Below are 26,898 nucleotides of genomic sequence, written 5' to 3'. Positions count from 1 at the left end.
CGTCGATGCTGGTTATGGTGAGGACCATGGAGTCCGAGGACATCGACGACGATTTTTCCCCGCCGGCGCCCCGAGCCGCGCCCGACGAGCCGGCGCTTGCCGAGCGCGAACTGGCCATCCTCGAGTTCGAGAAAAAGTGGTGGCGGCACGCGGGCGCGAAGGAGCAGGCGATCCGCGACGAGTTCGGCCTCTCCTCGACGCGCTACTACCAGTTGCTCAACGGCCTGCTGGACAACCCGCTGGCGCTAGCCCACGACCCGATGCTGATCGGCCGGCTGCGGCGTCTGCGCGCCTCCCGTACCCGCTGAGGCCTGTGGGTTGAAAGGCACCCACGACGGCAGCGGCAGCGTGCGCCACGGGATGCGCGCCGTCACCCGGCCCAGCACGATGCCGAGCAGCAGACCGGCGATCGAGTCGGTCAGCCAGTGGTAGTTGAGGTAGACAGTCGTCCAGAACACGATGATCGGCGGCGCGATGCGCAGCGGCCTCCGCAGGCGACCGGCCCGCTCGCCGATCAGCCAGCTCAGCAGCAGGTAGAGCGTGAAGTACCAGACGACCGTGTTGACCATGTGGCCCGACGGGTACGACCAGTTGTAGCCGTGCGCAGCCGCCTCGTTGAACAGCTCGGCCTTGTTCGGCAGCGCCGACCGGGGAGCGTCCCGGCTGCTCAGCTCCTTGATCGGGGTGACCACCACGAGGATGAACAGCTGTGTGAACACCACCAGGATCAGCGGCCGCACGTCACGCCACTTGTAGAGCAGCCACAGCGCCGCCACCAGGCAGAGCACCATGATCGGCGTGCCCTGGCCCAGATAGTTGAGCACGTAGGACGGGTAGTGCAGCACGGCCGGCTGGACGTCGAACGCCCAGTCCGACACCGCGAGGTCCACGTCGAGCAGGTGGCCGGCGGCGAGCAGGGCGGTCAGCCCTGCCAGCGCCGCCAGCAGCAGACCATCGAACCACCAGCCGAGTCGTCGCACCCGGCACACGTTACCGGGCTCAGATCAGCGACTTGATCCGCGCGTTGAGCAGGTCCGCACGCACGCCCGAGTTGGGGCAGCCGCCGAAGTGGTGCAGCGCCACCACCTTGTTCGTCTTCCGGGAGAGCACCGGCGAGCCGGACGAGCCGCCCTCGGTGTCGCAGAAGTAGGAGACGTCGCTCGCGGCCGCGTACCCCGTGTAGCCCGGGTTGTCGACCGCGCAGTTGCTGCCGCGCTCGCCCGAGCTCATCGCGATCGCGGTCGGGTCGCCGGCCGGGTGCTGCGGAATGTAGAGCTGGGTGCCCGCGGTCGGCCGTGCCGTGTCGAGCGTCAGGAAGCCGAACTTCTGGACCGAGGCGAAGCTCTCCACCGTGAACAGCGTGAAGTCGAGCGTCTTGTCCGTGGCCAGCACCTTGTCGCCCCAGACCTTCGTCGACTGGTAGACGTCGTACCCGCCGCACTTCGCGCACTGGTAGTTGAACCAGACCTCGGTGTTGTACGCGTCCTTCGAGGTGGCGAAGCAGTGGTTGTTTGTGACAAGCCGGTTCTGCGCGCCGATCCGCCACGCGGTGCACAGCTCGGTGCCGTTGATCAGCAGCCGGGCCACCGCCTTCGACCTGGTGTACGCCATCGGGTCGGTGGACTTGTAACAGGCCGCGTCCGACTTCTCGTCGCCGCCGCAGACGCTCTCCTCGCGCCCCGGCCCGGCCGGTCCGGGCTCCAGCTCACGGGCGCGCTCCAGCTCGTGCGCGGCCTCGACCCGCTCCGGCCGGGTGTACCCGCGGGCCACCCGGTCGATGCCGACGCCGAGCCCGCCGAACGCGGTGTGCAGGCCGAGCGGGTCCGCGCTCGTGGTGTGCAGCTCGACCACCGCCGTGTCGCCGGAGACGGACATCGCCCAGCGTGCGCCGCTCGCCGCCGGCTCGTCCGGGTTGAGCACGGCTCGGGTCAGCCCGGAGACCGCGTCGCGGGTGACGCCCTGGTACCTGTGCGATTCCCGCCCGGCCGGGTCGGAGACCGTGAGGTAGTCGCCGGGCAGCAGCGTCATCCGGCTGAAGTGCACCTTCACGTACTCGGCGCCGGGAAAGCGCAGCGTGGTGCGCCGCGCCGCGTCGTCGACGTAGCCGAGCGCCCGGTCCACAGTCTCGACCGTGCCGATCGGCTGCCCCGCGTCCGCGGTCTCACCGTCCTGCGGCGCTCCGGTCTGCGACGGGCCCGGCCCGGTCACCGGCGGTGGGGTCGGCACGGCCTCCGTCGTGGGCACGGGCCGCGGCGCGGCCGAGGCGGTGGGCGGGTTCACAGAGGCCTCGGGGGTACGGGGTGAGTGCTCCGCCGCCGCGTTCCAGACCGCCACGCCCGGCGCCTCGCGCTGGCCGCCACCGAGGTAGCCGATCGCTCCGACGCCGGCGAGCGCGACCGCCGCACCCGCCCCGACGACCAGACTCAGCCTTCGCCGCATTCCGCTCCTGCTTCCGCTATGTCATCGTCTGCACAGTTCATGCCTGTCTCATGCGCGACACACGAATGGTCAGAACAGACATTTGAGCAGATCTCGTCACTGTGTAACGAGCCACGATGAGCCGCGACGCGCCGCGGAAAACGGCATGCTTAGTACGTGCGCATCACCTCCGCCCTCGTAGACCCGGCGCTGCTCGACCTCCCATGGTCGACACCGCTGGAGCAGTGGCCCGCCGACCACCTGGTCGCGCTGCCACAGGGCATCTCGCGGCACATCGTCCGATTCGTCAAGCTGGCCGGCACTGTCTATGCGGTCAAGGAGACCGGCGAGCGCGTCGCCGAGAAGGAGTACGACCTGCTCCGCGCGCTGGAACGGATCGGCTTCCCCTCCGTGGAGGCCGTCGCCGTGGTCACCGACCGGCACGCGCCGGACGGCGAACCGCTTGACACCGTGCTTGTCACCCGGCACCTGCAGTTCTCGCTGCCGTACCGCGCGCTGTTCTCGCACACGCTTCGCGAGAACACCATGATCCGGCTGCTCGACGCGCAGGCGGCGCTCCTGGTCCGGATGCACCTGACCGGTTTCTTCTGGGGTGACTGCTCGCTGTCGAACACGCTGTTCCGCCGGGACGCGGGCTCGTTCGCCGCCTACCTGGTGGACGCGGAGACCGGCGCGCTGCGGCCCAAGCTCTCCAACGGCCAGCGCGACGAGGACCTCGACCTGGCCCGGACCAACATCTTCGGCGAGGCGCTCGACCTCCAGGCCGCCGGGCTGCTGCACGAGTCGATCGACCCGGAGCAGATGGCCGACGAGGTCCTCGCGCGGTACGAGCGGCTCTGGCACGAGGTCACCTACGAGCAGGAGGTGCAGCAGGACTCCCGGCACCACATGGAGGGCCGGATCCGCCGCCTCAACGAACTCGGCTTCGACGTGGCCGAGGTGTCCATGTCGGTCTCGGACAGCGGCCAGTCGTTCATGGTCCGGCCGAAGGTGGTGGACCCCGGCTACCACGTGCGCCGGCTGTTCCGCCTTACCGGCCTGGACGCGGAGGAGAACCAGGCCCGGCAGCTGCTCAACGACCTGGACACGTACCGGGCGGAGAGCGACCTCACGGACGAGCAGCAGGCCGCGCACCGCTGGCTGACCGAGGTCTTCGAGCCGGTCGTCCGCGCGGTCCCGCCGAACCAGCGTGGCAAGCTGGAGCCGACCGAACTCTTCTCCCAGGTGCTCAACCACAGGTGGCGGCTCTCCGAGGAGGCCGGCCGCGACGTGGGCCTGGCCCCGGCCGTCCAGTCGTTCCTCAACGACGTGCTTGTGCACCGGCCGGACGAGCGGGCCGTGCTCGGCGTCGAGGTGGACGCGCTGCTCTCCTGACCGGCCTGATGTCAGAACGGCTCGGGTGCCGGGGCCGGTGGGTTCGCGTCCGCGATCAGCTCGCGCAGTCCCCGGCGGCGGGCCACCACGACCAGCCGGTCGCCGGGCCCGATCGGATGGTCACGCGGCGGCTGCCAGTCCACCCAGTTCTTCCCGGCGCGGGCCAGCCCGATCACCCTGGCTCCGCCGGGCCGTTCCGCCGCGTCAAGCGTGCGGCCGACCAGCCCGCCGCCCGCGGTGACCGCCACCTCCGCGACCAGCAGCACGTGCCGGGCGACCGGGATGGTGGCCTTCACCTCGCGGTCCATCATCGCCTCCGCGAACGCGGGCGCCGCCAGGTAGGACACGCTGCGCGAGATGGTGATCTGGAACGCGCGCTGGATCCGCCGGGCGAAGTCGCCGTCGAACAGTCGCAGCACCACACGCAGGTCCGGTTTCACCGCGCGCGCGTTCAGCGCGGCCTGCAGGTTCGTCACGTCGTCCGTGGAGACCACGACAAGCGTCTGCGCGCTGCCGATCTGCGCGGCCTGCAACGTCTCCTCGCGCGCGGCATCCCCGGTGATCACCGGCACGTTGAGCCGCCGGGCGAGCGGCACGCCGCGCGCGTTCGGGTCCTTGTCCACCGCGACGACGTCCACGCCCAGGTCGTGCAGCTGCGCCATCACGCGCGCGCCGACCGTACCGAGCCCGACCACCACCACGTGGTCCTTGTGCGGAAGCGCGAGCCGGCCGGCGGCCAGCGCCAGCCGCGCGTTCACCACCGCGCCGACCACCCCGGCCGTGATCAGCGGGATCAGCGCCAGCCCGGCAAGCGTCAGCACCAGGTCGGTGGCCTGCAGGACGCCGTTCTCCCGCAGATCCGGATCCGCGCCGGTGACAGTGGTGAGAAGCGTCTGGTAGATCCCCCGCCACACGCTTACATGCTGGTCACCGGCCCGCATGAACTCCCTGGTCTGCAGCCCGCCGCTGATCATGATTATCCCCAGCACGCTGAGCAGCGCCACGCCGATCTTGCGGTCGACAAGCGCGCGCCCGGCCCGCAGCAGCACCGCCATCGGCCGCCGCCGGCGCCGCCGGGCCCGCAACCGGCGCGCCGCCACCACGGTCCCGGCCGGTTGCCCGGTCGCCTCGGCCAGCACGATCTCCGCGCGTGCCTGATCCTCCGGCAGAATGTCCGGCTCACCGCCCACCGCCGCGTCCGCAAGACCACAGACAACAGTCTCCGGGGGTACGTCGTGCCGCCGCGCCACGAACATGGTCCGGCCGGCCAGCCGGAAGTGGGTGGGGTCGGGCTCGCCGAGCGCGGCCGCGACGAACGCGGGCGCGGCCATCGACGCGTCCGACAGCACCGCGCAGTCCTCGAAGACCTCGCCGACGCTCGCCGCAAGCCGGCCGTTGAAGACGCGCAGCACCAGCCGGATCCCTGGAGCGGCCTCGCGCGCGCAGAGGGCGGCGTGGATGTTCGCGACGTCGTCCGGATGCACGAGCGCGAGCGCGGCCGCGTCGGCCAGGTCGACGCCGGCGAACGCGGTCTCGTCCAGCCGGCCCGCGACAAGCGTGCGTACCCGCCGCATGGTCAGCAGCTCCGGCAACGCCGAGATGTCCGGGACCAGCGCGGTGACGCGCACGTCCGGCCGCGCCGCAAGCAGCTCGTTGATCAGCCGGAGCGCCAGCACATCCCGGCCGCACACCACGTAGTGCGGCGCGGTGCTGTCGCCGTTGCCCCGCCCGTTCCACCACCGGGCGAGCGCCCGGCCGCGCCCGGCAGCGGGCGGAGGATCCACACTCGCCATTCCCGGATCATAGGCAGCAGGTCCAAACCGACCAATTTGGGCGAAACGTCCGTACTGGGTGGTTCGTTGGCTATTGAGGACCCGTGCACATGGACCCTTTCGTCGCGGCACACGGCGGGAGAGCCCTCTCGCCCCGAAAGGACCGCCCGCCATGAACAAGTGGCTGACCCGCGCCGTAGGCACCGCAGGCCTCGCCGGCGGCTTTCTCCTGCTGACCGCGACCCAGGCCCAGGCCGCAGCCCCGGACCACCTCCCCGCCGACGACCTGCTGCCGCTCTCCGGCCTCCAGGACGGCGGCGGCGTCCCGCTCCTGTCCGACCTGCTCGGCTCCGCCAAGTCCCCGAACAGCGCCGACCTGCTCGGACCCGCCGGCGGCGGGCTGTTCGGGCCCTCCGGCGGCGGGCTGTTCGGCGCGGACGGATCTGGGCTCTTCGGCGCGGACGGGCCGTCCGGGCTCCTGGGCGGCGGCAACACCTCGAACGGCCTCTTCGACGACGACGGCCCGGCCGGGCTGCTCGGCGGCGGCGGGTTGTCCGGGCTCTTCGGTGGCGGGCACAACGCCGCGGGACAGCATCCCGCGCAGCGACCCGCGTCGAAGCCATCCGGGAAGCCGTCCGCCAGACCCGGCTCCAAGCCCTCTCCACGCCCGGTCTCCAGACCGGCGTCCACGTCGGCCTCAACCGCGTCGAAGCCGGTCCTCAAGCCGGTGACGGACCCGGTCTCCGGGTCCATTTCCACGCCGGCCTCCGGGCCGCTCCTCGGGTCCGCTTCCATGCCGGCCACCGGGCCGGTCGCGGGGTCCGCTTCCACACCGGCCACCGGGCCGGCCTCGCAATTGGCAGGGGGGCCGGTATCGGGAACGGCAGGCCAGCCCGCCGCGGCGTCCAGCGCGGATGTGCCGGTCGCGGATGCGCCGGATGATCAGCCCGCTTCGGCGGTGGGCATGATCCCTAATCCGGCGGCGCAGTTCCTCGGCATCGACAGCGACTACATGCCCGCGCTGATCGGGAACTCGCTCGCGGCCCAGCGGCCCGAACTCTTCGGCGGCTCCGGCGGCGGCGGTGGGCTGCTCGGCGCGTTGACCGGCCAGAGTCGGCAGTCCGAGTCCCCGGCCCGCGGCCTCACCGCACTGCCCGGCTTCACCATGCTCTCCACGCTTACCGGCCAGCCCACAAGCGCGGGCCGCGGGGCCGAACGGCCCATCGCCACGCGCGGGGGCGAACGGCCAGCGGCCACCCGGCCTACCGGCGGACGACCCACGACCACCCGGGCGGACGCCGAACAGCCGCACAACACGCACGCCGCGGGCAAACGCCCCGGTCAGGCCGCCGACCGTCCCACCACGACGGCAGGCCCCGGGCGTCACCGGGCCCAGCCGGGCACGCTTCCCGCTCAGACCTCGCCACGTGGCGCCGGTGCCCACCGCGCCGATGACACGCCGAAGCACGGCCCGGCGACCGATCCGGGTCGCGGTGGCGGCACCCTCGCCGGTCACCCGGCCAACACGTGGGCCGCCGTCTCCCCCTCCGATGACGGCGCGATCGTCGTGACGCCGGACTCCGACCAGGGCTTCGGCCGGCCTTCCCGCGGTATCTCCGACCGGGCGTCCCAGGCGGCCCCGGCGCAGGCCCTGCACGCTGCGCCAGCGCGAGCGACACAGGCGGTCCCGCCCAAGGCGACAGGGACAACCACGCCCAAGGCAACGCAGGCGCCCCCGCCCAAGGCAACGCAGGCGCTCCCGCCCAAGGGAACACGGGCGACCCCGCCCAAGGCAACACGGGCGGCCCCGCCCAAGGCAACGCAGGCGGCCCCGCCGAGGGCGTCGCGCGCGAACCCGGCCGCGGCGGCACAAGCGGAGACTCCGCGGGCGGTTGATGCGCACCCGGCCGAGTCCCCGAGCCCGTCGACGATCCGGGAACGGCCCGTGGACCGGCCCGATGATCGGCGGGTCGTCGGCGTCGACCCCGACTACGCCTGACGAAGGTGAGAAGGCCCGCCTCCCGGTCGTACCCGGGAGGCGGGCCTTTCTTGTTGTGGGGTTTTCAGGGGGTGATGAGGACGGTGGCGGTGCCGATCACCGCGCCCATGTCGGTGATCACGGACATTTCGCCGGTGAGCGAGCGGTCGCCGGTGAGCGCGGAGGCGACTGTCAGCGAGCCCTTGACCTTTGTGGTGCCGTTTCCGTCGAGGCGGACCGGGTCGCCGGTGACGGCCAGCGAGCCGAGCGCGGGCGAGTAGTAGGCGTCGCGGTAGTCGAAGGCCGTCGTGCCCGCCGGGACCGAGTAGGCCTCGACCACCACGCGGTACGTCCCGGCCTCGGGTGAGGCGATCGAGATCTTCTCCTCCGAGCCGCCGTCCGCCGAGGTGACCAGCGGGGTGGTCTCCTTCTCCCGGTAGAGGAACAGGTCCAGGTCGGCGCTGGTGTCGCTGGTGCCGCCGATCGATACGTCCAGGCGTTTGGCGCCGGACGGCACGGTAAGCGTGTACTCGGCGGACTCGCCGTTCTTCAGCGTCGGCCGGCGGGACGCGAGGCTGCCCAGCGGGCCGCCCTGCGCCGCCACCCTGACCGGGCCGAAGCGGTTCTTCAGATCCCAGCTGAGCGGTTTCGCCACGCCGACGCCGACGGCTGCGAGGGTCGTCTCCGCGGGCAGCACCTCGACGCCCTGGACCGCGGCCGTGATCGAGTACGGGTTGGCAAGCATCGGTGTCGTCCGCCGTGCCTCGACCTCGATCTCCCAGATGCCGGAGAGCGGCTTGCGGTAGTCACGTTCGATGCCGGCGCACGGCGAGACCGGCTCGTAGTTCGGGTAGCAGCCGGTGGTGGCGGTCGGGTCGGCGGGCACGCCGTACGGGTCGATGGCGACGAACCGCGTCTGCGAGCCCGCGGCCAGCCCGGACAGGTTCACCTGCAGCGCCTCGGCCCCGTCCGGCACCTCGACGAAGTAGGACCGGGACGCGTTCCGGTCGATCCGCCCGGCCGCCGTGAACGCGTGCTCGGGTGCGGTGACCGGCGCGGCCACGATGACGGTGCTGAACACCTCGAAGTCGACGATCGGGGTGGCCGGGTCGTCGACGGTCAGGATCGCGCTGTGCACGCCCGCGCCGGGCCGGGCGCCGACGGTGATGGTGACCGGTTTGCGCAGCGGCAGCGTCACGGTCCGGCCTGCCTCGAACGTGCCGTCGTTGCCGATCCAGCCGAGCCGGTGCACGACGCCGCGCGCGGGCCCGGAGTTGCGGGTGAGGACGACCTGGTACGGCTTCCACTCGCCCGGCTTCTGCCCGCCCTCCGCGGCGGGGCAGCGGTTGTAGATGCCGGCGCCCTGGCCGGGTGATGGCACGTCACCGGAGCCGATCAGGTCGGACAGCGCGGTGCACACCGGCGCGACGGCCGTGTAGTCGCGCGTCTCCAGGTTCTTGGACAACAGCTTCCAGGCCGCCGGTACGTCGATCAGGCCGTACCCCTGGGCGACGGTCTTCGCACCCGGCAGGTGTTTCGCCGAGGTGTAGAGCGCCCGCCGCAGCTGGGCCGGCGTGATGCCCCGGTCCTGCGCGCGGGCCGCGGAGAGCAGCAGCGTGGCCGCGCCGGTCGCCTGCGGGGACGCCATCGACGTGCCCTGCAGCATCGCGTACCCGGCCGGCAGCGTGTATCCGGTCTGCGTCACAGGCGTTCCGGACTGCCACGTCGGCACGCTTGAGATCGCGGCGCCGGGCGCGACCAGGTCCGGCTTGAGCCCGCCGTCCTCCCGGGGGCCCCGTGAGGAGAACGGGTGCATCGAGTACGCGGCCGTGACCGTCGACCCGTAGTCGGCGGCCCAGGTCTCGCGGCTGATCGTGGAGCCGACCGAGACGACCTCGCCCGCGGTGGACGGGTCGCCGGTCGTGTTCAGGCCCGGCCCGGAGTTGCCCGCCGAGATGAACATCTGCACGCCGTAGTCGCGGATCAGCCGGTCGTAGAGCAGCACCCAGGCGTTGCGGCCGTCGTTGAGCGCGCCGAGGCCGCCGATTGACATGTTGATGATGTCGACGTGCCGGTTGACGACCATGTCCACGATGCCGTCGGTGAGCGCCGCGTACGTGCAGGAGCCGCCCCAGGTGCAGGCCCGCCCGGAGACGATCTTCGCACCGGGCGCGGCGCCGTCGAACGCGGCGTTGCCGAGCAGGTTGTTGCCGGCCGCGATGCCCGCGACGTGGGTGCCGTGCTGGCTCTCCAGGATGCCGATGTTGACGTAGTCGGACGTGGTCCTGTCGACCGCCACGTCCTCGCGGTACTCCACGACGAACGCCATCCGGTCGATCACCTCGGTCTTCGGATCGTCCACCCCGAAATGGCCGATGTCGTACTTCTCGCGGTACGGCCGGAGGACTGCCTCGTCGGTGAAGCTCTTGTCCTGGTCGACGTCCACCCGGACGTCGTGCGACTCCGGGTCGTAGAGCACGCCGAACGCGTCGGTGGTGTCGCCGTCGCGGTTGACGTCACCGGCGGGCTCGCTGGCCTTGGTGATGTCCTCGTAGAACCAGCTGAACGCGTACTTCCCGGGCGGCGCCGTGAAGCCGGACATGCCGCCGGTGAACGCCGGGCCGGTCACGGTGGTGTTCATCCGCAGCCAGGTGGCGTCCTCGAGCGGGTCGGTGGCGGTGAACGAGTCCACGATCTTGCGCTCGCCGGTGGTGGTCTTCTGCAGCGCGGGATGGTCGAGGTCCACGCCGGAGTCCATGATCCCGATGGTGATGCCGCGCCCGTCGTACGCCTGGTGCTTCGCGACGAAGTCGACAGCGCCGGTCTCCCCGGTCGGCAGGTACGGGTTGTCCGCCGGCGTGTCAGGTCCCGGCCCGGCGTAGGAGCCGCGCGCGACCGCACCGCCGCCGTCAAGCCCTTCGGCCGGGTCGGGACGCCGCACGGCGGAGTCGAGGTCGAGCGCTTCGACGCCGTCCAGCCGGGCCGCGGCCAGGACCGCGCCGGTGGGCATGCGGGCGAGCACGTATCCGAGCCGGTCGACGACGCGGGAGACGGAGCCGCCGAGGCGCACGAGATGACCTGCGACCGCGGTGGCGGCACCCGGGCCGGTGGCGACCAGGACGAGCACGGTCTCCCGGCCACTCGCACGGGCGTCGGCAAGCCGTCTGGCGTCGTCGGCGCCGAGCGCGGTGGCGGATGAGGACTTGGGCTTCCACGTGGTCGGCGCGGCGAGCGCCGGCGCCGGCAGCACCGCCCCGGTCAGGCCGGTGACCAGCAGTGTGGTGAGGAGTTTGCGCAGCACAGAGGCAGGTTATAAGTCTTTATAGGCATATGTCCGATTGATGGCGAGACTTAACGCGTGCGATATGTCAGCGCTTCCGGCCCGTACCCTTGCTGCCGTTCTTGTCCGTTTTCCTTGGTTTGGCGGCCTGCTTCACCGGCGCCTTCTCGACCCGCACCGAAAGCCTCACCTGCCAGCGCCCGTCGTCCTCGGCCGCGGAAAGCTCGCCGCGCACACTCGCCGCCCGCTCGCGCATGCCCCGCACGCCGTGGCCGGCCGGCGGCTCGGGTCCGCGTCGCGGCGGCACCGGATTACTCACGGTCGCGACCAGCCGCGACTCCTCGACCGTCAGCCGCACCTCGACCGGCTGCCCGGGCGCGTGGTTGAGCGCGTTCGTCAGCGACTCCTGCACCACGCGGTAGACCGCGAGGCCCTCCCGGCGGCCGAGCCGCACGTTCTCCGGCGCGACCATGGTCAGCGCCATCCCGGCCGCGCGCATTATCCGCACCAGCTCCGGAAGTTCGGCGAGGCCGGGAACCGCGCGCCGGCCCGGTTCGATGTCGTTGCGGAGCACGCTGAGCATGTCGCCCAGCTCCGCGAGCGTGCGCCGCCCGGTGCCGGCGATCGTGTCGAACGCGCGCGCCGCCGCCTGCGGCCGGCTCTCGGCCGCGGCCGTGCCGCCCTCGGCCAGCACCACGATCACGCCGATCGCATGGCTGACCAGGTCGTGCATCTCCGGGCCGATCATCGCGCGCTCGTCGGCGGCCTCCCGCGCCGCGTCCGCCTCGCGCCGTTCCGCCTCGGCCTGCTCGCGTGCGGCCTCCGCCTCGGCGCGCGCATCCTCCGCCTCGTGCCGGCGCTCCTCCGCCTCCTGCCGCCGCTGCTCCGTGACCAACTGCTGCCGGCGGACCTCGGTGGTCAGCCTGCGGAACTCGCGCGCGGACCGGCGGCCCTCGGCCGTGGCCGGCGCCAGCCAGGCCACCGCGGTGCCGAGCGCCACGATCAGGACGCCCTGCCACAGGCCGGATCGCGCGACCGCGAGCACCGCCGTGAGCAGTAGCGCCACCGCGACCGGCATCCAGCGCATGATCCCTACCTTCCGAGGCAAGCGCTCATTCTTACCGGTCGGGGGAATGACCGCTCGCCCAGTGGGTAATCCTTGCGTGATGCAGACATTCCTGCCTTATGCCAGTTTTCTGGAGAGCGCGCGCGTGCTCGACGACAAGCGTCTGGGCAAACAGCGCGCGGAGACGCTCCAGGTTCTGCGTGGGCTCACCCGGGTCAAGTACGGCTGGCGCAACCATCCTGCCGTCAAGATGTGGCACGGCTACCCGGAGGCGCTGGTCCGCTACGGCCTCGACATGTGCGCGGTCTGGGAGGAGCGCGGCTTCGCGGACACGGTCGCGGCCACGCTGATCGAGGACTACGCCGCCTACCGCGGGGAGTCGGCAGAGAACGTGACGATCCGCACACAGCAGCAGTTGGAGCGGATCATCGCGGTGCCACCGTGGCTCGGGAACGAGGAGTTCCACCTCAGCCACCGGTCCTCACTGCTGGCCAAGGACCCGGACTTCTACGGTCCGGTCTTCGGCGACATCCCGGCGGACCTGCCGTACGTCTGGCCGGTGCCGGCCTAGAGCGCTCCAAAAAGCCGCTCCGACCAGCCACGGGATGAAGTGAGCCTCCTGTCGGATTCGAACCGACGACCACTCGCTTACAAGGCGAGTGCTCTGGCCAGCTGAGCTAAGGAGGCGGGGCGTGCCCCGTCAGCATAACCACTGCGTCGCGTGTGTTCGGAGTGCCACCGCATAGCTTTCACCGCCGCCCGTACCAATCATCCGTTTTTGTCCGGAGAGTTTCGTGGCGGAACGGCCGGCCGGCTCTTGGCAGCGGTCACGAACGCGTTTACGGTGGCGTGACACGGGTGACATCCGGCGCGCCGCCAGGCACATCGGAGATCATCCAAAGGGTCGGTGGAGACATCGGCCTGCTCCTCTTCACTCGGATCGTCCGGCACGTTCCTGCCGGTGAAAGGAAGCGGCCTCACCATGGCTACCGTTACCTATGCGAAGGCGTCCCGCGTCTACCCAGGCCAGGAGCGCCCCGCGGTCAACGAGCTCCAGCTCGACATCGCCGACGGCGAGTTCCTCGTTCTCGTCGGCCCGTCCGGCTGCGGAAAGTCCACCTCGCTGCGCATGCTCGCCGGCCTGGAGGACGTCGACGGCGGTCAGATCCTGATCGACGGCCGCGACGTCACGCACCTCCCGCCGAAGGCACGCGACATCGCGATGGTCTTCCAGAACTACGCGCTCTACCCGCACATGTCGGTGTACGAGAACATGGCCTTCGCGCTCAAGCTGCGCAAGACCTCCAAGGCGGAGATCGACCGTCGCGTCAAGGAGGCCGCCGGCCTGCTGCAGCTCGAGGAGTACCTCTCCCGCAAGCCGAAGGCGCTCTCCGGTGGTCAGCGCCAGCGTGTCGCCATGGGCCGCGCCATCGTGCGTGAGCCGCAGGTCTTCCTCATGGACGAGCCCCTGTCGAACCTTGACGCCAAGCTCCGCGTCCAGACCCGTTCGCAGATCGCCAGCCTCCAGGCGAAGCTCGGCATCACCACCGTCTACGTCACCCACGACCAGGTCGAGGCCATGACCATGGGTCACCGGGTCGCGGTCATGCTTGACGGCAACCTGCAGCAGGTCGACACGCCCCGCGCGCTCTACGACACCCCGAAGAACGTCTTCGTCGCCGGCTTCATGGGCTCCCCCGCCATGAACCTCAAGACCGTCACGCTTGTCGACGGCGGCGCCGACTTCGCCGGCATCGTGCTCCCGCTGACCCGCGAGCAGATCGAGGCGGCGCGCACCGGCGGCAGCGACAAGGTCACCGTCGGCTTCCGCCCGGAGGACACCGACATCGTCGCCGCCAGCGAGGGTGGCCTGCCGATCGTGGTCGAGCTGGTCGAGGACCTCGGCTCCGACGCGAACGTCTACGGTCACGCGACCATCGGCGGCGCCTCCGAGCGCTTCGTGGTCCGCACCGACCGCCGTCACATGCCCAACATGGGCGAGACGATCTACGTGAAGCCGCGCCCCGACAAGATCCACCTGTTCAACGCGTCCACGAACGACCGCATCTGATCTTTCGCACGCACACGTGAGGGCGGCTTCCCCGACGGGGAGCCGCCCTCACGGCATTTCCGGATATACCCACACCCGCCGGAGCCGGGACCCGCATGCTCCCGCGGGCCGCCGGATCCGCTGTCGCACGGACGAAAACGGGGGTGAGGGCGGTGGTGTGGCGGCACCGCCCCCACCCGGCTCGAGGTCTTCGGCCCCCGGGGTGTCTGCCCACCGCCGGGGGCCGGTGGCCCGCACGGTTCTGCCGGCCGCCGGGCCACGTCGCGGCCGCGGGTACGCGTACCCCCGCTAGATATTGATCTTTCCGGTGCCGGCGCCGGCGGTGACCGCGGCCTTGATGCCGTTCGGGTCCTCGACGGTGTAGCTGTAGTACGTGCTCGGCTCCTGGACGGTGCCGCTGCAGACCGGTGTGCCGGACTCGCCGGCGAAGACGTTGTTGCGGGCCACGCACCGGCCGTTCGGCCCGGCGTAGCTGTTGCTGGCCGGCTCCTCGACGTCCTCGAAGTAGTTGCCCTCGATCACGCAGCCGGCGTTCACCTGACAGGCCACGCCGACGTCCGTGTTGTAGACGAAGTAGTTGTTGACCACTTGCACCGGCTCGCCGAAGCGGACGCGTGGGTTGCGCTGCGGCGTGCGGTCGAACCAGTTGTGGTGATATGTCACCTTCAACCAGCCGGTGTCCTGCGCGCCGTTGCTGTCGTCGTGCCCGAGCAGCATGTTCTTCGTGTGGTCGTGCGTGTGGTTCCAGGAGACCGTGATGTATGACGAGCCGCGCTTGATGTCGATCAGGCCGTCGTAGCCGTCGGACAGATCGTTGTGGTCGAGCCACACGTGGTGCGAGAACATCTGCACATTTATCGCGTCGTCAGGCGTGCCGGTGAAGTTCAGGTTCCGGACGATGACGTTGTGCACCGCATCAGCCGGCGGTGAGGTCGCGGCCGAGACCGGCAGGCCGATGTTGAGCCCGCCGCCGGTAAGCCCGGACGCCGCACCCACGCCGACGATCGTCTTGTCGCTCGTCACGTCGTGCATCGGGCCGGGCAGCGTCAGCACGCCGCTGACCCGGATGTTGAGCGGCCCGGGCGTCGCGATCGCGGTCAGGAACGAGGCCGCGGTGCTCACCGTGACCGTGGGGCCGCCCGCGCCGCCCGTGGTCCCGTTCTGGCCGAGCGCGTTGACCGAGGCGAACCCGGCCGGAGGCGCGCCCGGGTCGATCGGCGGCTCGGTGGGCGGCAGCGTCGGCGTCGGGTCCGAGTTACCGTCCTCGAAGGTGTCGGTGAGCAGGGTGGCGGCGCTTGTGGACGAGGCCGCGTAGAGCAGTCCGGCCGCGGCTAGGGCGATCGTGGGGACGACACGTCGCATGGTGGCGGTTCTCCTTCCGGAGGGGTGTGATGCCCGGTCGCCCCGTGGAGCCGCGGGGCGACCGGGCGCTAGATCCTCCCGGCGCCGGCGTAGGAGCCGACGACGCCCGGGACATCCGTGGCGGGCAGCACCGGGCCGGCCCGCAGCACGGGCGTCCAGCCGGCGTCCGAGCCCAGGTCGGGGTCGTGCGTAGCGTTGTAGGCGTCGAGCGCGCTCGTGGCGACCTCGGCACGGTTCCCGGTACGCGTCACGGTGCCGATCTCGGTGATCGCCGTGCCGCCCCAGTCGTGGATGATCGCGTCCGGCCGGAGGTCGTCGTAGAGCCGGAAGTAGTTGTTCTCCGCGTAGATCGCGGACTGCACGCCGACGCCCCACGCGTAGTCGAACGTCTCACCTGACGACCGGTAGTAGTTGTTGTAGACGTCGACCTGGCCGAACCGCACCCGCGGCAGGCGCTGGATGCTGCCGTCGAACAGGTTGTTGTGGATCGTCACCTTGAGCCGCCCGACGTCCGGCCCGACCGTGTTCGACGAGCCGATCAGCATGGTCTTGTCGTGCTCGGTGAACCTGTTCCAGGACGCGGTGACCAGGCTGGACGTGTGCGTGATGTCAAGCGCGCCGTCGTGCACCTGGTACGGCCGCCCGGAGTGGATCGGCTGGTCCGTGTCGAGGTTGTCGCCGTCGGAGAACGTGTTGTGGTCGACCCACACGTTCTCGCTGCGCCGCACGGAGATCAGGTCGTAGTTCGAGTTCCAGTTGCCGAGCGCGCCGTCAGTGGGCGACCAGGCCGGGAAGCAGTCCCGCGCGTCCGTGATCGTCAGGTTCCGGATGATGGTGTTGCTGGCGCCGTCCACCATCAGCGTCAGGCCGCTCACCGTGGCACCCGGCCGGCCCACGATCGTGGTGTTCGGCCCGATGTTGATCTGGGTCTGCGCGGTCTGCCGGGTGACCGAGCGCGCCCGGGCCGACTCTAGCGCGCCGGACGGGTTGACGTACCCCCAGGTGGCCGGGGCGTAGGCGGTCAGGAATGCGTCGAGCGAATATGCCGGATCGGCCAGATCGGCGCATTCGAGCAGCGTGCCGTCGTCCGCCTCGAAACCGTCGATGTCGCCGTCCACGTAGATGATTTTCGGAATGGCGTTCGTCTTGTTCGTCGCATTGTTTCCGCCGAGCGCCGCGACCAGTCCGGCCCGGCTGTCCACAGTGAACACGTGCGCGTCGTCTGCCGCGCTGCCGCCGGTGGTCCCGGGCCCGGAAGCGGCCCAGCCGTCATTCGCCGGGAGGGTCTGCCGTCCAAGGTCAGCACGGCCTTCTGCGGCCTGGGCGGTCGACGGCAGCGACACCAGAAGGAGCCCGGCGACCGCCGCTGCGGTGGTGGTGCGTCTCGTCATTGATCTCTCCACATGAGCGCCACACGGATGCGTTTAACTAACGCGAAACATCTAGGCTCAACGTAGGTATCCACGTGGAAGAGAGTCAATAACGTCGATATGCAGGAATGTTGCACCGGAAATCGGCAGGGCGCATCACCCGGCGAGCATTCGCCGGATTGAGGACGGCTCAGTCCGTTCTTTACCGGACCGGGTGTCCTCCCGTTTGCAGGCCGGCGGTCAGCGGTGGCCGCGCCCATTCGACGCCCACCTCGGAGAGCAGCCCCGGCCGGTCGGCCGCGGCCCGCAGCGCCGCGTTGACGCCGCGGATCACGTTCATCCGGTCCGGCGGCGTGCCCACCGGGTCGACAAGCGCGGCGTCGATCGCGTACGGCACCGGCGCGGCCGCGACCACCTCCAGCACCGCGGTGAACGGCGCGGTGCGCGACAGCGGCACGATCAGGTGCTCCGGGTCGTCGAGCAGGTTCTCCAGCAGGTCACGACGTCCGGGCACGTGCCGGGGCATGTCGTCGCCGGGGAGCAGCAGCCGGTCGGTCGGATACTCAAGGACGGCCCGCCCGCGCGTGCCGTGGACGATCACCTCGCCCGCGATGAAGTCCTCACCGCAGAGCGTCACGGCCATCACCACCGGCGGCCCGCCCGCGAACGTCACGCGCAGGCTCGCGGTGTCGTCCACCTCGATCGGCCGGGTCCGGTACCGCTCCAGCTCCACCATGACCGGGTCCGGGTCGGGGGCCAGCGCCAGCGCCTGCATCAGCGCGTGCGCCTGCGGGTTCGCGATCGCGCCGTCAAGCGTCGGGCGGCCGTTCACTGTGCGCCGACCGGCCCACGGGGTCCGCTTGTAGTACCCGTCCGGCCGCCGCCAGGACGCGACCGCGGCGATCGCGGTGATCTCCCCGAGCCGGCCGTCCGCGATCGCCCGCCGCAGTTCGGCAAGCGCCGCGGAGCCGAGCGCCTGAAAACCGATCTGCAGCGCCCGGCCGGTACGCGTCACCACCCCGCTCAACGCGCGGTGCTCGGCCGTCGAGATCAGCGGCGGCTTCTCCAGCAGCACGTCCGCGCCGGACTCGAGCGCGTCGGTGGCGATCTCCAGGTGCGTGTGCGGCGGCGTGCAGATCACCACCACGTCCGGGCGCACCTCGCGCAGCATCTCCGCATGGTCGGTGAAGATCCGGGTGGTGGCGTCGATCGGTGCGTCCGGCTGTGGCTCCGGCGGGCGCGGGTCCGCGAACGCCGCGATCTCGATCCGGCCGGCGCGGGCCAGCCGGGCGAGGTTGCGGCGGTGCGAGATCCCGTGCCCGCTCGCCCCGATCAGCGCGACGCGTTTCACCGCCCCGCCGCCTCGATGGTGGCCGCCACGCCGTGCCGGGTCAGGTCGTCAAGCCAGGCGGTGATCGACGCGCGCACCTCGTCGTCCGCGACAAGCGCGGCCGGGAACACCGAGTCGATCCGCAGCAGCGCGCCGACCACCGCGGACGGCGTGGACGGCGTGTCCGCGAGCGCGGCCCGGATCCGGTCCGCAAGCGGGTCGTTGAGCGGCAGCGCGGTGCCGTCGTCCGCCGTGCCCTGCACGAACCGCATCCAGGCGGCCACCGCAAGCGTCGCCCAGCGCGCCTCGGCCTTCGCCGCACGCCTGTCGAGGATCGTGTGCAGGAGGCGCTGCGGCAGTTTCTGGGTGCCATCCATCGCGACCTGATGCGTCCGGTAGAGGATCACCGGGTTGGCGAACCGGGCGAGCACGTCGTCGCCGTACCCGATGATCGAGACACCGGCCGGCGGCTCGAAGCTCTCCGCGATGTCCTCAGCGATGAGTTTGCGAAGCGTGCCCTCCATGCCCGGCAGAGCCAGCGCGTCCGCGATCGTCTCCTTCCCGGCCAGCGCGCCGAGGTAAGCGAGCGCGGAGTGGACGCCGTTGAGCGTGCGCAGCTTCAGCCGCTCCCACTGCCCGGCGTCGTCCGTCATGATCGCCCCGGCCTGCTCCCAGGCCGGCCGCCCGCCCGGGAACCGGTCCTCGATGACCCACTGGTTGTACGGCTCGGCCGCGATCGCCGCCTGGTCCTCCACACCGAGCGCGCGCGCCGCCGCGGCAAGTGTCTCCGGCGTGGCGGCCGGCACGATCCGGTCCACCATCGAGTTCGGGAACGTGACGTTGTGGTGGATCCAGTCGGCCTCGGCACCTGTGAAACCGCCGAACGCCAGGCCCGCGCCGACCAGACCGTGCGTGCGCCGCCCGTTCGACGGCAGGTTGTCGCAGCTCAGCAGCGTGAGCGGTCCCGCGTCCGCCGCCGCGCGCGCCAGCAGCCCACGGATGAGCAGGCCGGGCACGGTTAGCGGCGGCCGGTCAGTGGTCAGGTCCGCCGCGACCGCCTCGTCCGCGAGCAGCTCGCCGGTGACCGGATCCAGCTGGTACGCCTTCTCCGTCACGGTAAGCGTCACCACCCGGATCGCGGGGTCGGCAAGCAGCGCCACGATCGCGGCCGGGTCACTCGCCGCATGCCTGACACCCGACAACGAGCCGACCACGCGGGTACGGGACGTGTGCGCGCCGAGCGTGGTCACGCTGAACAGGTTGTCCTGCGCTCGGAGCCGGTCGAAGACGCCGGTGCTGCGCGGTGCGACGCCGATGATTCCCCAGTCGCCGCCGGCCGCCGAGATCGCCTCCTCGGTGTAGACCGCCTGGTGGGCCCGGTGGAACGCGCCGAGCCCGAGGTGCACGATGCCGGGCCGGATCTCGTCCGGCCGGACCAGCGGGCGGCTCTCGATCGGCAGCGAGGAGATCGCGTTCAGCCCGAGCCGCGTGGTGCTGACGGTGCTTGTCATGCGTCCACCCCGTCCGCGAGGCGGGCGCTCCAGATCGGCCCGTCCGGGAAGCTGTAGTCCGCGACCGACTCCGGCTTCATCGAGGCGCTGTATCCGGGCTGCTCGGGGAGCAGGTACTTCCCCTCGCGCGTGGTCACCGGGTCGACGAAGTGCTCGTGCAGGTGGTCGACGTACTCCACCATCCGGCCGTCGAGCGACGCGCTGACCCGCAGGAAGTCGAAGATCGCCAGGTGCTGCACGTACTCGCAGAGGCCGACGCCGCCCGCGTGTGGGCAGACCGGCACGCCGAACTTCGCGGCCATCAGGATCTCGGAGAGCACCTCGTTGACGCCGCCGACCCGGCACGCGTCGATCTGCATGACGCCGATCGCCTCGGCCTGCAGCAGCTGCTTGAAGATGACCCGGTTCGCCGCGACCTCGCCTGTCGCGACCCGGATCGGCGCGACCGCCCGCTGGATGCGCGCGTGCCCGAGGATGTCGTCCGCGTGCGTCGGCTCCTCGATCCAGTACGGGTCGAACTCGGCAAGCCGCGCCATGTTCTCGATCGCCTCGTCGACGTCCCAGACCTGGTTCGCGTCCATCATCAGCCGGGTTTCGGTCCCGACCTCCTCGCGGATGATCCGGGCGCGGCGTACGTCGTCCTCGATCGGGCCGCCGACCTTCATCTTGACCGCGCGCCAGCCCTCCTCGAAGGCGGCCCGGCTGAGCGCGCGCACCTTGTCGTCCGGGTAGCCGAGCCAGCCGACCGAGGTGGTGTACGACGGGAACCCGTCCGCGGCGATCGACGCCAGCCGCTCGTCCAGCCCTTCCCGGCCCTTGTCCAGGATCGCGGCCGCCTCGTCGGGCGTGATCGCGTCCACGATGTGGTGGAAGTCGATCGACCGGACCAGCTCGCCGGTCGGCATCTCCGCGAGCAGGCGCCACAGCGGCTTGTTCTCGATCTTGGCCCGCAGGTCCCAGACCGCGTTGACAAGCGCGCCTGTCGCCATGTGGATGACGCCCTTCTCCGGGCCGAGCCAGCGCAGCTGCGCGTCGGCGGAGAGCGACCGCCAGAACGCGACCGGCTCCGCGACGATCTCCTCGAGCGTCTTGCCTGTGACGTGCCGGGACAGCGCCTTCACTGCCGCGACCGTGATCTCGTTGCCCCGGCCGTTTGTGAACGTGAAGCCGGCCCCGATGTGCGGCGTGTCCGTCCGCAGCTCCACATAGGTCGCCGAGTAGTCGCCGCGGTTGATCGCGTCGGAGCCGTCCGCCGAGTCCGACGTGGGGAACCGCACGTCGTGCACCTCGACCGCGAGAATTGTGGTCACAGTTTCTCTCCGATTTTGAAGATCTTCTTGGGCAGCCGGTAGGCCAGGTCGACGATCGTCTCGGCCGCCTCGTCGAGCGGCAGCCGGTGCTCGGCGACGAGCCTGGCCAGGTATCCGGCGTCGATCCGGCGGGCCACGTCGTGCCGGACCGGGATCGAGCAGAACGCGCGCGTGTCGTCCACGAAACCGGCGGTGTTGTAGAAGCCTGCCGTCTCGGTGACCGCCTCCCGGAACCGGCGCATCACCTCGGGCGAGTCCAGGAACCACCAGGGCGCGCCGAGGTAGAGCGCCGCGTAGCCGCCGGCCAGCGGGGCCAGTTCCCTGGTGAACACGTCCTCGTCGAGCGTGAAGAGGACCAGGCGCAGGCGCGGGTCGTTGCCGTACGCGTCAAGCAGCGGCTTCAGCCCGTGCACGAACTCGACCGCGTGCGGGACGTCGCCGCCCACGTCCCGGCCGTGCTTGTCGTACAGCCACCGGTTGTGGTTGCGGAACGCGCCGGGGTGCAGCTGCATGACCAGGCCGTCCTCGATGGACATCCGCGCCATCTCGACGAGCATGTGTGCGCGGAACGCCTCCGCGTCCTCGGCGCTCGCGGTCCCGGCCAGGCCCTTGTCGAAGAGTGCGCCGGCCTCGGCGGGGGTCAGCAGAAGCGTGCGCGCGGTGAGATGCCCGTGGTCGGTACTTGTCGCGCCGGCCGCGATGAAGTCCCGGCGCCGGGCCTCCAGCGCACGGAGGTAGCCGCGGTACGTCCCGGTGTCCTCACCTGTGATCTCGCCCAGCCGGGCCACGCTCCCGGCCCAGTCCTCGAACTCCATGTCCACCACGTTGTCCGGCCGGAACGTGGTGATAACCCGGCCGCCGGGGCCGCCCCAGCCGTCGTCCGCGAGCTTCGCGTGCCGGGACAGGTCGTCGAGCGGCGACTCCGTGGTGGCCATCACCTCGATGTTGAACCGCTCGAACAGCGCGCGCGGCCGGAACTGCGGCGTGGCCAGCTTCGCGGAGATCTGGTCGTAGACCGAGTCCGCGGTCTCCGGGCCGAACCGGTCCGTCACGCCGAACACGGTCGCGAACGTCTGCTCCAGCCAAAACCGCGACGGCGTCCCGCGAAAGAGGTGCCACTGTGCCGCGAACCGCCGCCAGATCGTCCGCCCGTCCTGCTCGGACGCGGTGCCGTCGCGCGTGGGCACGCCAAGCTCGGCAGGCGCGATGCCCTGGCTGAGCAGCATCCGGGTGACGTAGTGGTCGGGCACGATGATCAGCCGGGCCGGGTCCGGGAACGGCGAGTCGTCCGCGAGCAGGCCGGGATCCACGTGGCCGTGCGGCGAGATGATCGGTTGTTCGGCCGCTAGCGCGTACAGCTCGCGGGCGATCCCGCGCTGGGTGGGCTCGGCGGGGAGGAGGAGGTCGGACACGAGGCTCCTAGAAGGTTGGTTCACTCGGGTCGGGGGTGCGCGGTCGGTCGTTACATCGCTGCCGATAACTGCAAAGGTTTGCAGCGAAGAAACCATGAGGGGTAGCAGTCCGTCAACGGCCGAACACAAAGCGGGCTACTTTGCCCTATTTGCCCGGCAAATCGGTTCTCCTGGGAGCGCTTCCGCAATGTTTCCGCAACAAACATCCATTGACATGAGCACAACCGTTTGCATTAATTGGCCAACTACGTGACGCCGACCACAACATCGACCACCGCGAAGGGGGCCGCGTGCCAGCCACGATCCGAGACGTTGCCCGGGCCTCGGGGGTGCACATCTCCACCGTCTCGCGGACCTTCTCGGCACCGCACCTGGTCAACCCGGACACCCGCAGTCGCGTGCTCGCATGCGCGGAGACGCTCGGCTACCGGCCCAACCGGGCGGCCCGGGCGCTGATCACCGGCCGCACGCACAACATGGGCCTGATCGTCGCGGACATCGCGAACCCGTTCTTCCCCCCGCTGATCAAGGCCGCGGAAAGCCAGGCCCGGCAGCGCGATTACCACATCTTCGTCGCCGACACGAATGAGGATCCGGCCGCCGAGGAGGAGCTGGTCCACGCGCTCGCCAAGCAGGTGGACGGCATCCTGCTGTGCAGCCCGCGGATGAGCAACAGCCTCATCGAGCAGCTGTCCCGCGAGGTCCCGCTTGTCGTCATCAACCGGCAGGTGACCGGCCTGCCCTCGGTGGTGATGGACGTCGGCCAGGGCGCGCGGCTCGCGATCGAGCACCTGATCTCACTCGGCCACCGCGACCTGGCGCTGCTCTCCGGCCCGCGCGGCTCCTGGACCAGCCGCGAGATCCGCCGGTCCGCCACCACCGCGGCCCGCACCGGAAACGCCGAGCTGACAGTGCTCGGGCCCAACCCGCCGACCGAGCGCGGCGGCCAGACCATGGCGGAGCAGGTGCGGCGCGCCGAGGTGACAGCCGTGCTCGCCTACAACGACCTGATGGCGATCGGCCTCATGGAAGGGCTCGACTCGCTCGGCATCGCGGTCCCGGCCGAGGTGAGCGTCGTCGGCATCGACGACATCACGCTCAGCCGGCTGACCCGGCCCAAATTGACGACGGTGGCCACCCCCGCGGGGGCCGCCGGACGGGCGGCCGTCGACATGCTCCTGCAACAGGACGGCTCCTGGCCGGGTCGCGTCGGACGCGGCGCCACCGGGACCGTTCCCGTCGACGACCGCCGCACCACCGCCCAGGTAACGCTGCAGACCCAGTTGGTCATACGCGACTCCACGGGCCCGGGTCCGCATGGCACTGCGGACCCGGGCGGCGCGGTCGCGCCGATCCCGGAAGTTGTCGCCTCCTAGCCCAAGGAGTGAGCGCAAGATGCACCCCGCCACACATCCGGAGTCCGCGCTGCCCGCGCGCACTCACCGTACCCTCAAATTTGGTCGTCTTATGCGCGGCCTCGCCGCGACCGCTGTCGCACTTCCGCTGATCTTCGGCGCTGCCGCCTGCGGTGGCGACGACTCCGGCAGCGGCACCGATCCGAACGAGCCGGTCGAGCTCAGCGTCTTCTGGTGGGGTGACGACTCACGCGCCGAGACCACCAAGAAGGTGCTCGACGCCTACCACACCGCCCACCCGAACGTGACGTTCGTGACCACCTTCCAGGGCAACCAGGGCTACCTGGACAAGCTCTCCACCCAGGCGGCAGGCGGGAACGCGCCGGACATCTTCCAGCTCGACGACAACATGCTCTCCGAGCTGGCGGAGCGGAAGGTCACGCTGGACCTGACGCCCTATGTGGAGGACAAGTCCCTGGACCTGTCCAAGTTCCCGGAGAGCCTCGCCAAGTACGGCGTGGTCGAGGAGAAGCAGGCCGGCGTCGCGCTCGCGGAGAACACACCCGGCCTGATCTACAACAAGACCAAGCTCCAGGAGCTTGGCGTCACGGAGCCGACCACAGGCATCACCTGGGAGGCGTTCATCGCCTGGGCCAACGACGTGAGCAAGAAGTCCGGCGGCGCGCTGCCCGGCACGATGGACCCGAGTGCGGACTACAAGGCGCTCTGGGTCTGGCTGCGCCAGCAGGGCAAGGAGTTCTACAACGGCAAGGAGCTCGGTTTCACCGCCGAGGACCTGACGAAGTGGTTCGAGCTGTGGAAGGGCGCGCGTGACTCCGGCGCCACCCCGACCGCGGACGTGATCCACGAGGGCAACAGCTCGGACGCGGCCAAGCAGCTCGTGGTGACCGGCAAGGCCGCCACCAGCTGGGTCTGGTCGAACCAGCTCGCCGCGCTGTCCAAGAACACCAAGGACCAGCTCGGCCTGATGGCGTACCCGGGCGACCCGAAGGGGCAGTGGGCACGCGCCTCGATGTACTGGTCCGGCTCGGCCAAGACCAAGCACCCGGACGTGGTCGCGGACGTGATCAGCTACTTCGTGAACGACGCCGAGGCCGCGAAGACGCTCGGCATCGAGCGCGGCATCACGCCGAACCTGGACCTGCGCCCGCAGGTGGAGGCGACGCTCACGGACGCGAACCAGAAGGCGTCGCTCGCCTTCGAAACCGAGATCACGCCCAAGTTCGGTGCGGCCCCGACGCCGCCGCCGAAGGGACACGCCGCGGTCCGCACGCTGCTCGTGACGATCGCGGAGACCGTCCAGTACGGCAAGGCCACGCCGGCCCAGGCCGCACAGGACTTCATGTCCCAGGCCCAGAGCAAGCTGGCATAAGGAGGCTCGCTCGTGGCACTGACCACGGCATCCGCCCCGGTCGTCCCCGAGCAGCCCGGTCGCCGCTCCCCCGCCGCGCGCAAGCGGCGGGGGTCCGGTACCGGGCGAAATCGGGAGGGCCTGGCCGGGTACGTATTCCTGTCGCCCTGGCTGCTCGGCCTGATGGGCATCACCGCCATCCCGATGCTGCTGTCGCTCTACCTCAGCTTCACCGACTACTCGGTCTTCTCCACCTGGGACGACGTCGAGTGGATCGGGCTCGAGAACTACGTCACCATGTTCACGAACGACCCGTCGTTCTACCGGGCGATCACCGTCACGCTTGTCTACGCGCTGGTGATGGTGCCGCTCAAGCTCGCGGCCGCACTCGCGGTGGCGTTGCTGCTCAACCGCGCCTGGCGTGGCGTCGGGCTGTTCCGCGGCCTGTTCTACCTGCCGTCACTTCTCGGCGGCAGCGTGGCGCTGGCCCTGGTGTGGAGCGCGCTGTTCGCCGGGGACGGCGCGGTAAACGAGTTCCTGCGCTTCTTCGGCATCACCGGCAAGGCCTGGGTCAACGATCCGGACTACGCGCTCGGCACGCTGATCATCCTGGGCATCTGGCAGTTCGGCGCGCCCATGGTGATCTTCCTGGCCGGGCTCAAGCAGGTGCCGGTCGAGCTCTACGAGGCCGCGTCCGTCGACGGTGCCAGCCCGGCGCGGCAGTTCTGGCACGTCACCATGCCGATGCTCTCCCCTGTCATCTTCTTCAACCTGGTGCTGGAGACGATCCGCGGGTTCCAGAGCTTCACGTCCGCGTTCGTGATCAGCAACGGCAACGGCGGTCCCGTCGACTCGACGCTGCTCTACACGCTCTACCTCTACAAGCGCGGCTTCACCGAGTTCGACATGGGGTACGCGTCCGCGCTCGCCTGGGTGTTCCTGCTGGCGATCGGCATCCTGACAATCGTTCTGTTCAGCACCGGCCGGTTCTGGGTGCACTACGCCGACGGGGAAGACCGATGACCGCAGTGGCACGGCATGTCGCCGTCCGGAAGAACAGGTTCAGCGCGGGCCAGGCCGTCCGGCTGATCGTGCTGATCGCCGGCCTGCTGCTCGTGCTCTACCCACTGGCCTGGGTAATCGGCTCGTCGTTCAAGTCGGACGCGGAGATCGCCAGCAACATCAACGTGCTGCCGACCGAGTTCACGCTCTCGCACTACGCCGCGGGCTGGAACAGCTTCGACGTCAGCTTCACCCGGTTCTTCATCAACAGCACCGTGATCGCGCTGCTCACAGTGGTCGCCAACGGGGTGTCCTGCCTGATCGCGGCCTACGCGTTCGCCCGCCTGCGATTCCGGGGGCGCGGGCTCTGGTTCGCCATCATGATCGGCACGCTGCTGCTCCCCGGCGACGTGCTGATTATCCCGCAGTACATCGTGTTCAACACGCTGGGCTGGATCGACACCCCGCTGCTGCCGCTTATCGTGCCGAAGGCGCTGGCCACCGAGGCGTTCTTCGTCTTCCTCATGGTCCAGTTCATGCGGGGCATCCCGCGCGACCTGGACGAGGCGGCCACCATCGACGGCTGCTCACCGTACGGCGTCTTCTGGCACGTGATCCTGCCGCTGAGCAGGCCCGCGCTTGTCACCACCGCGATCTTCTCGTTCATCTGGACCTGGAACGACTTCTTCACCCAGCTGGTCTACCTGAACGACCTCGAGGACTACACGGTCCCGATCGCGTTGCGCCTGTTCATCGACTCGACCGGGCAGAGCTCGCTCGGCGCGATGTTCGCCATGTCGGTGCTCTCGCTGCTGCCGGTGTTCCTCTTCTTCGTCGCCTTCCAGCGGATGCTTGTCGAGGGCATCAACACCAGCGGCCTGAAGGGTTAGGCCC

Annotated in this window: 20 protein-coding genes and 1 tRNA gene; 9 read left to right on the top strand and 12 right to left on the bottom strand. The window is 70.4% G+C overall.

Going from position 1 to position 26,898, the window contains the following annotated elements; translation table 11 throughout:
• The first annotated feature begins 26 nt into the window (after positions 1-26).
• Entirely contained in the window at positions 27-308 is a 282-nt protein-coding gene (locus tag ACIA8K_RS11965; protein ID WP_396057766.1) for a DUF3263 domain-containing protein, read from the top strand.
• On the opposite strand, the gene ACIA8K_RS11960 is transcribed toward ACIA8K_RS11965, so the two are convergent.
• A complete protein-coding gene (locus ACIA8K_RS11960) occupies positions 246-980 on the bottom strand; it encodes a phosphatase PAP2 family protein (RefSeq protein WP_396057764.1) in 735 nt (244 codons plus the stop codon). The genes ACIA8K_RS11965 and ACIA8K_RS11960 overlap by 63 nt on opposite strands.
• Positions 981-999: 19 nt before the next feature.
• Positions 1,000-2,439 carry a trypsin-like serine peptidase gene (locus ACIA8K_RS11955; protein ID WP_396057762.1) on the bottom strand — a complete coding sequence of 480 codons (1,440 nt, stop codon included), beginning with the start codon at positions 2,437-2,439 and terminating at the stop codon, positions 1,000-1,002.
• Between the two features lie 156 nt (positions 2,440-2,595).
• On the opposite strand from ACIA8K_RS11955, the gene ACIA8K_RS11950 reads away from it, so the two are divergent.
• Positions 2,596-3,813 (top strand): DUF4032 domain-containing protein, encoded by a 1,218-nt coding sequence (locus ACIA8K_RS11950; protein ID WP_396057760.1) that lies wholly within the window; start codon positions 2,596-2,598, stop codon positions 3,811-3,813.
• An 11-nt stretch (positions 3,814-3,824) separates the two neighbouring features.
• On the opposite strand, the gene ACIA8K_RS11945 is transcribed toward ACIA8K_RS11950, so the two are convergent.
• On the bottom strand, positions 3,825-5,606 hold the full coding sequence (locus ACIA8K_RS11945) for a potassium channel family protein (RefSeq protein ID WP_396057758.1): 1,782 nt from the start codon (positions 5,604-5,606) through the stop codon (positions 3,825-3,827).
• A 151-nt stretch (positions 5,607-5,757) separates the two neighbouring features.
• Between ACIA8K_RS11945 and ACIA8K_RS11940 the strand changes: the two genes are divergently transcribed.
• Positions 5,758-7,584 carry a hypothetical protein gene (locus tag ACIA8K_RS11940; protein WP_396057756.1) on the top strand — a complete coding sequence of 609 codons (1,827 nt, stop codon included), beginning with the start codon at positions 5,758-5,760 and terminating at the stop codon, positions 7,582-7,584.
• 64 nt (positions 7,585-7,648) lie between these two features.
• Here ACIA8K_RS11940 and ACIA8K_RS11935 read toward each other — a convergent pair whose 3' ends face one another.
• Positions 7,649-10,864 (bottom strand): S8 family serine peptidase, encoded by a 3,216-nt coding sequence (locus tag ACIA8K_RS11935; RefSeq protein WP_396057754.1) that lies wholly within the window; start codon positions 10,862-10,864, stop codon positions 7,649-7,651.
• Between the two features lie 67 nt (positions 10,865-10,931).
• Entirely contained in the window at positions 10,932-11,930 is a 999-nt protein-coding gene (locus ACIA8K_RS11930) for a sensor histidine kinase (RefSeq protein WP_396057751.1), read from the bottom strand.
• Between the two features lie 79 nt (positions 11,931-12,009).
• Between ACIA8K_RS11930 and ACIA8K_RS11925 the strand changes: the two genes are divergently transcribed.
• On the top strand, positions 12,010-12,480 hold the full coding sequence (locus tag ACIA8K_RS11925) for an MSMEG_6728 family protein (RefSeq protein WP_396057749.1): 471 nt from the start codon (positions 12,010-12,012) through the stop codon (positions 12,478-12,480).
• Positions 12,481-12,522: 42 nt separating this feature from the next.
• On the opposite strand, the gene ACIA8K_RS11920 is transcribed toward ACIA8K_RS11925, so the two are convergent.
• Positions 12,523-12,596: transfer RNA gene (locus ACIA8K_RS11920), tRNA-Thr, on the bottom strand.
• Positions 12,597-12,891: 295 nt separating this feature from the next.
• Between ACIA8K_RS11920 and ACIA8K_RS11915 the strand changes: the two genes are divergently transcribed.
• The gene (locus tag ACIA8K_RS11915) at positions 12,892-13,980 is read left to right on the top strand and encodes an ABC transporter ATP-binding protein (RefSeq protein WP_396057747.1); all 1,089 of its coding nucleotides are present in this window, start codon (positions 12,892-12,894) and stop codon (positions 13,978-13,980) included.
• Between the two features lie 288 nt (positions 13,981-14,268).
• On the opposite strand, the gene ACIA8K_RS11910 is transcribed toward ACIA8K_RS11915, so the two are convergent.
• The 6 genes from ACIA8K_RS11910 to uxaC all read right to left on the bottom strand — a co-directional run bounded on the left by ACIA8K_RS11910 (position 14,269) and on the right by uxaC (position 22,275).
• Positions 14,269-15,342: a polysaccharide lyase family 1 protein gene (locus ACIA8K_RS11910; RefSeq protein WP_396057745.1), complete on the bottom strand. Its 1,074-nt coding sequence runs from the start codon at positions 15,340-15,342 to the stop codon at positions 14,269-14,271.
• A gap of 68 nt (positions 15,343-15,410) precedes the next feature.
• Positions 15,411-16,733, bottom strand: coding sequence for a polysaccharide lyase family 1 protein (locus tag ACIA8K_RS11905; protein ID WP_396057743.1), 1,323 nt, complete (start codon positions 16,731-16,733; stop codon positions 15,411-15,413).
• 181 nt (positions 16,734-16,914) lie between these two features.
• Positions 16,915-18,063, bottom strand: coding sequence for a Gfo/Idh/MocA family protein (locus ACIA8K_RS11900; RefSeq protein WP_396057741.1), 1,149 nt, complete (start codon positions 18,061-18,063; stop codon positions 16,915-16,917).
• Positions 18,060-19,553, bottom strand: coding sequence for a mannitol dehydrogenase family protein (locus ACIA8K_RS11895; protein ID WP_396057739.1), 1,494 nt, complete (start codon positions 19,551-19,553; stop codon positions 18,060-18,062). The genes ACIA8K_RS11900 and ACIA8K_RS11895 overlap by 4 nt, the downstream gene beginning before the upstream one ends.
• Positions 19,550-20,863, bottom strand: a complete 1,314-nt coding sequence (locus ACIA8K_RS11890) for an enolase C-terminal domain-like protein (RefSeq protein ID WP_396057737.1) — start codon at positions 20,861-20,863, stop codon at positions 19,550-19,552. The genes ACIA8K_RS11895 and ACIA8K_RS11890 overlap by 4 nt, the downstream gene beginning before the upstream one ends.
• Positions 20,860-22,275 carry a glucuronate isomerase gene (uxaC, locus tag ACIA8K_RS11885; RefSeq protein WP_396057735.1) on the bottom strand — a complete coding sequence of 472 codons (1,416 nt, stop codon included), beginning with the start codon at positions 22,273-22,275 and terminating at the stop codon, positions 20,860-20,862. Before uxaC ends, ACIA8K_RS11890 begins: the two co-directional genes overlap by 4 nt.
• Positions 22,276-22,565: 290 nt before the next feature.
• On the opposite strand from uxaC, the gene ACIA8K_RS11880 reads away from it, so the two are divergent.
• The 4 genes from ACIA8K_RS11880 (at position 22,566) to ACIA8K_RS11865 (ending at position 26,894) form a co-directional block, all read left to right on the top strand.
• Positions 22,566-23,651 carry a LacI family DNA-binding transcriptional regulator gene (locus ACIA8K_RS11880; RefSeq protein WP_396057733.1) on the top strand — a complete coding sequence of 362 codons (1,086 nt, stop codon included), beginning with the start codon at positions 22,566-22,568 and terminating at the stop codon, positions 23,649-23,651.
• 91 nt (positions 23,652-23,742) lie between these two features.
• Positions 23,743-25,023 (top strand): ABC transporter substrate-binding protein, encoded by a 1,281-nt coding sequence (locus ACIA8K_RS11875; protein ID WP_396057731.1) that lies wholly within the window; start codon positions 23,743-23,745, stop codon positions 25,021-25,023.
• Positions 25,024-25,035: 12 nt separating this feature from the next.
• The gene (locus tag ACIA8K_RS11870; protein WP_396057729.1) at positions 25,036-26,025 is read left to right on the top strand and encodes a carbohydrate ABC transporter permease; all 990 of its coding nucleotides are present in this window, start codon (positions 25,036-25,038) and stop codon (positions 26,023-26,025) included.
• Complete coding sequence (locus tag ACIA8K_RS11865; protein WP_396057727.1) at positions 26,022-26,894, top strand: carbohydrate ABC transporter permease; 873 nt, start codon at positions 26,022-26,024, stop codon at positions 26,892-26,894. Before ACIA8K_RS11870 ends, ACIA8K_RS11865 begins: the two co-directional genes overlap by 4 nt.
• Positions 26,895-26,898: the final 4 nt, after the last annotated feature.

This window comes from Catenuloplanes sp. NPDC051500, from assembly GCF_044454585.1.
In the GTDB taxonomy this organism is placed as follows: domain Bacteria; phylum Actinomycetota; class Actinomycetes; order Mycobacteriales; family Micromonosporaceae; genus Catenuloplanes.
The sequence above is the reverse complement of the archived record's forward strand: the minus strand, read 5'-3'. Positions and strand labels throughout refer to the sequence as shown.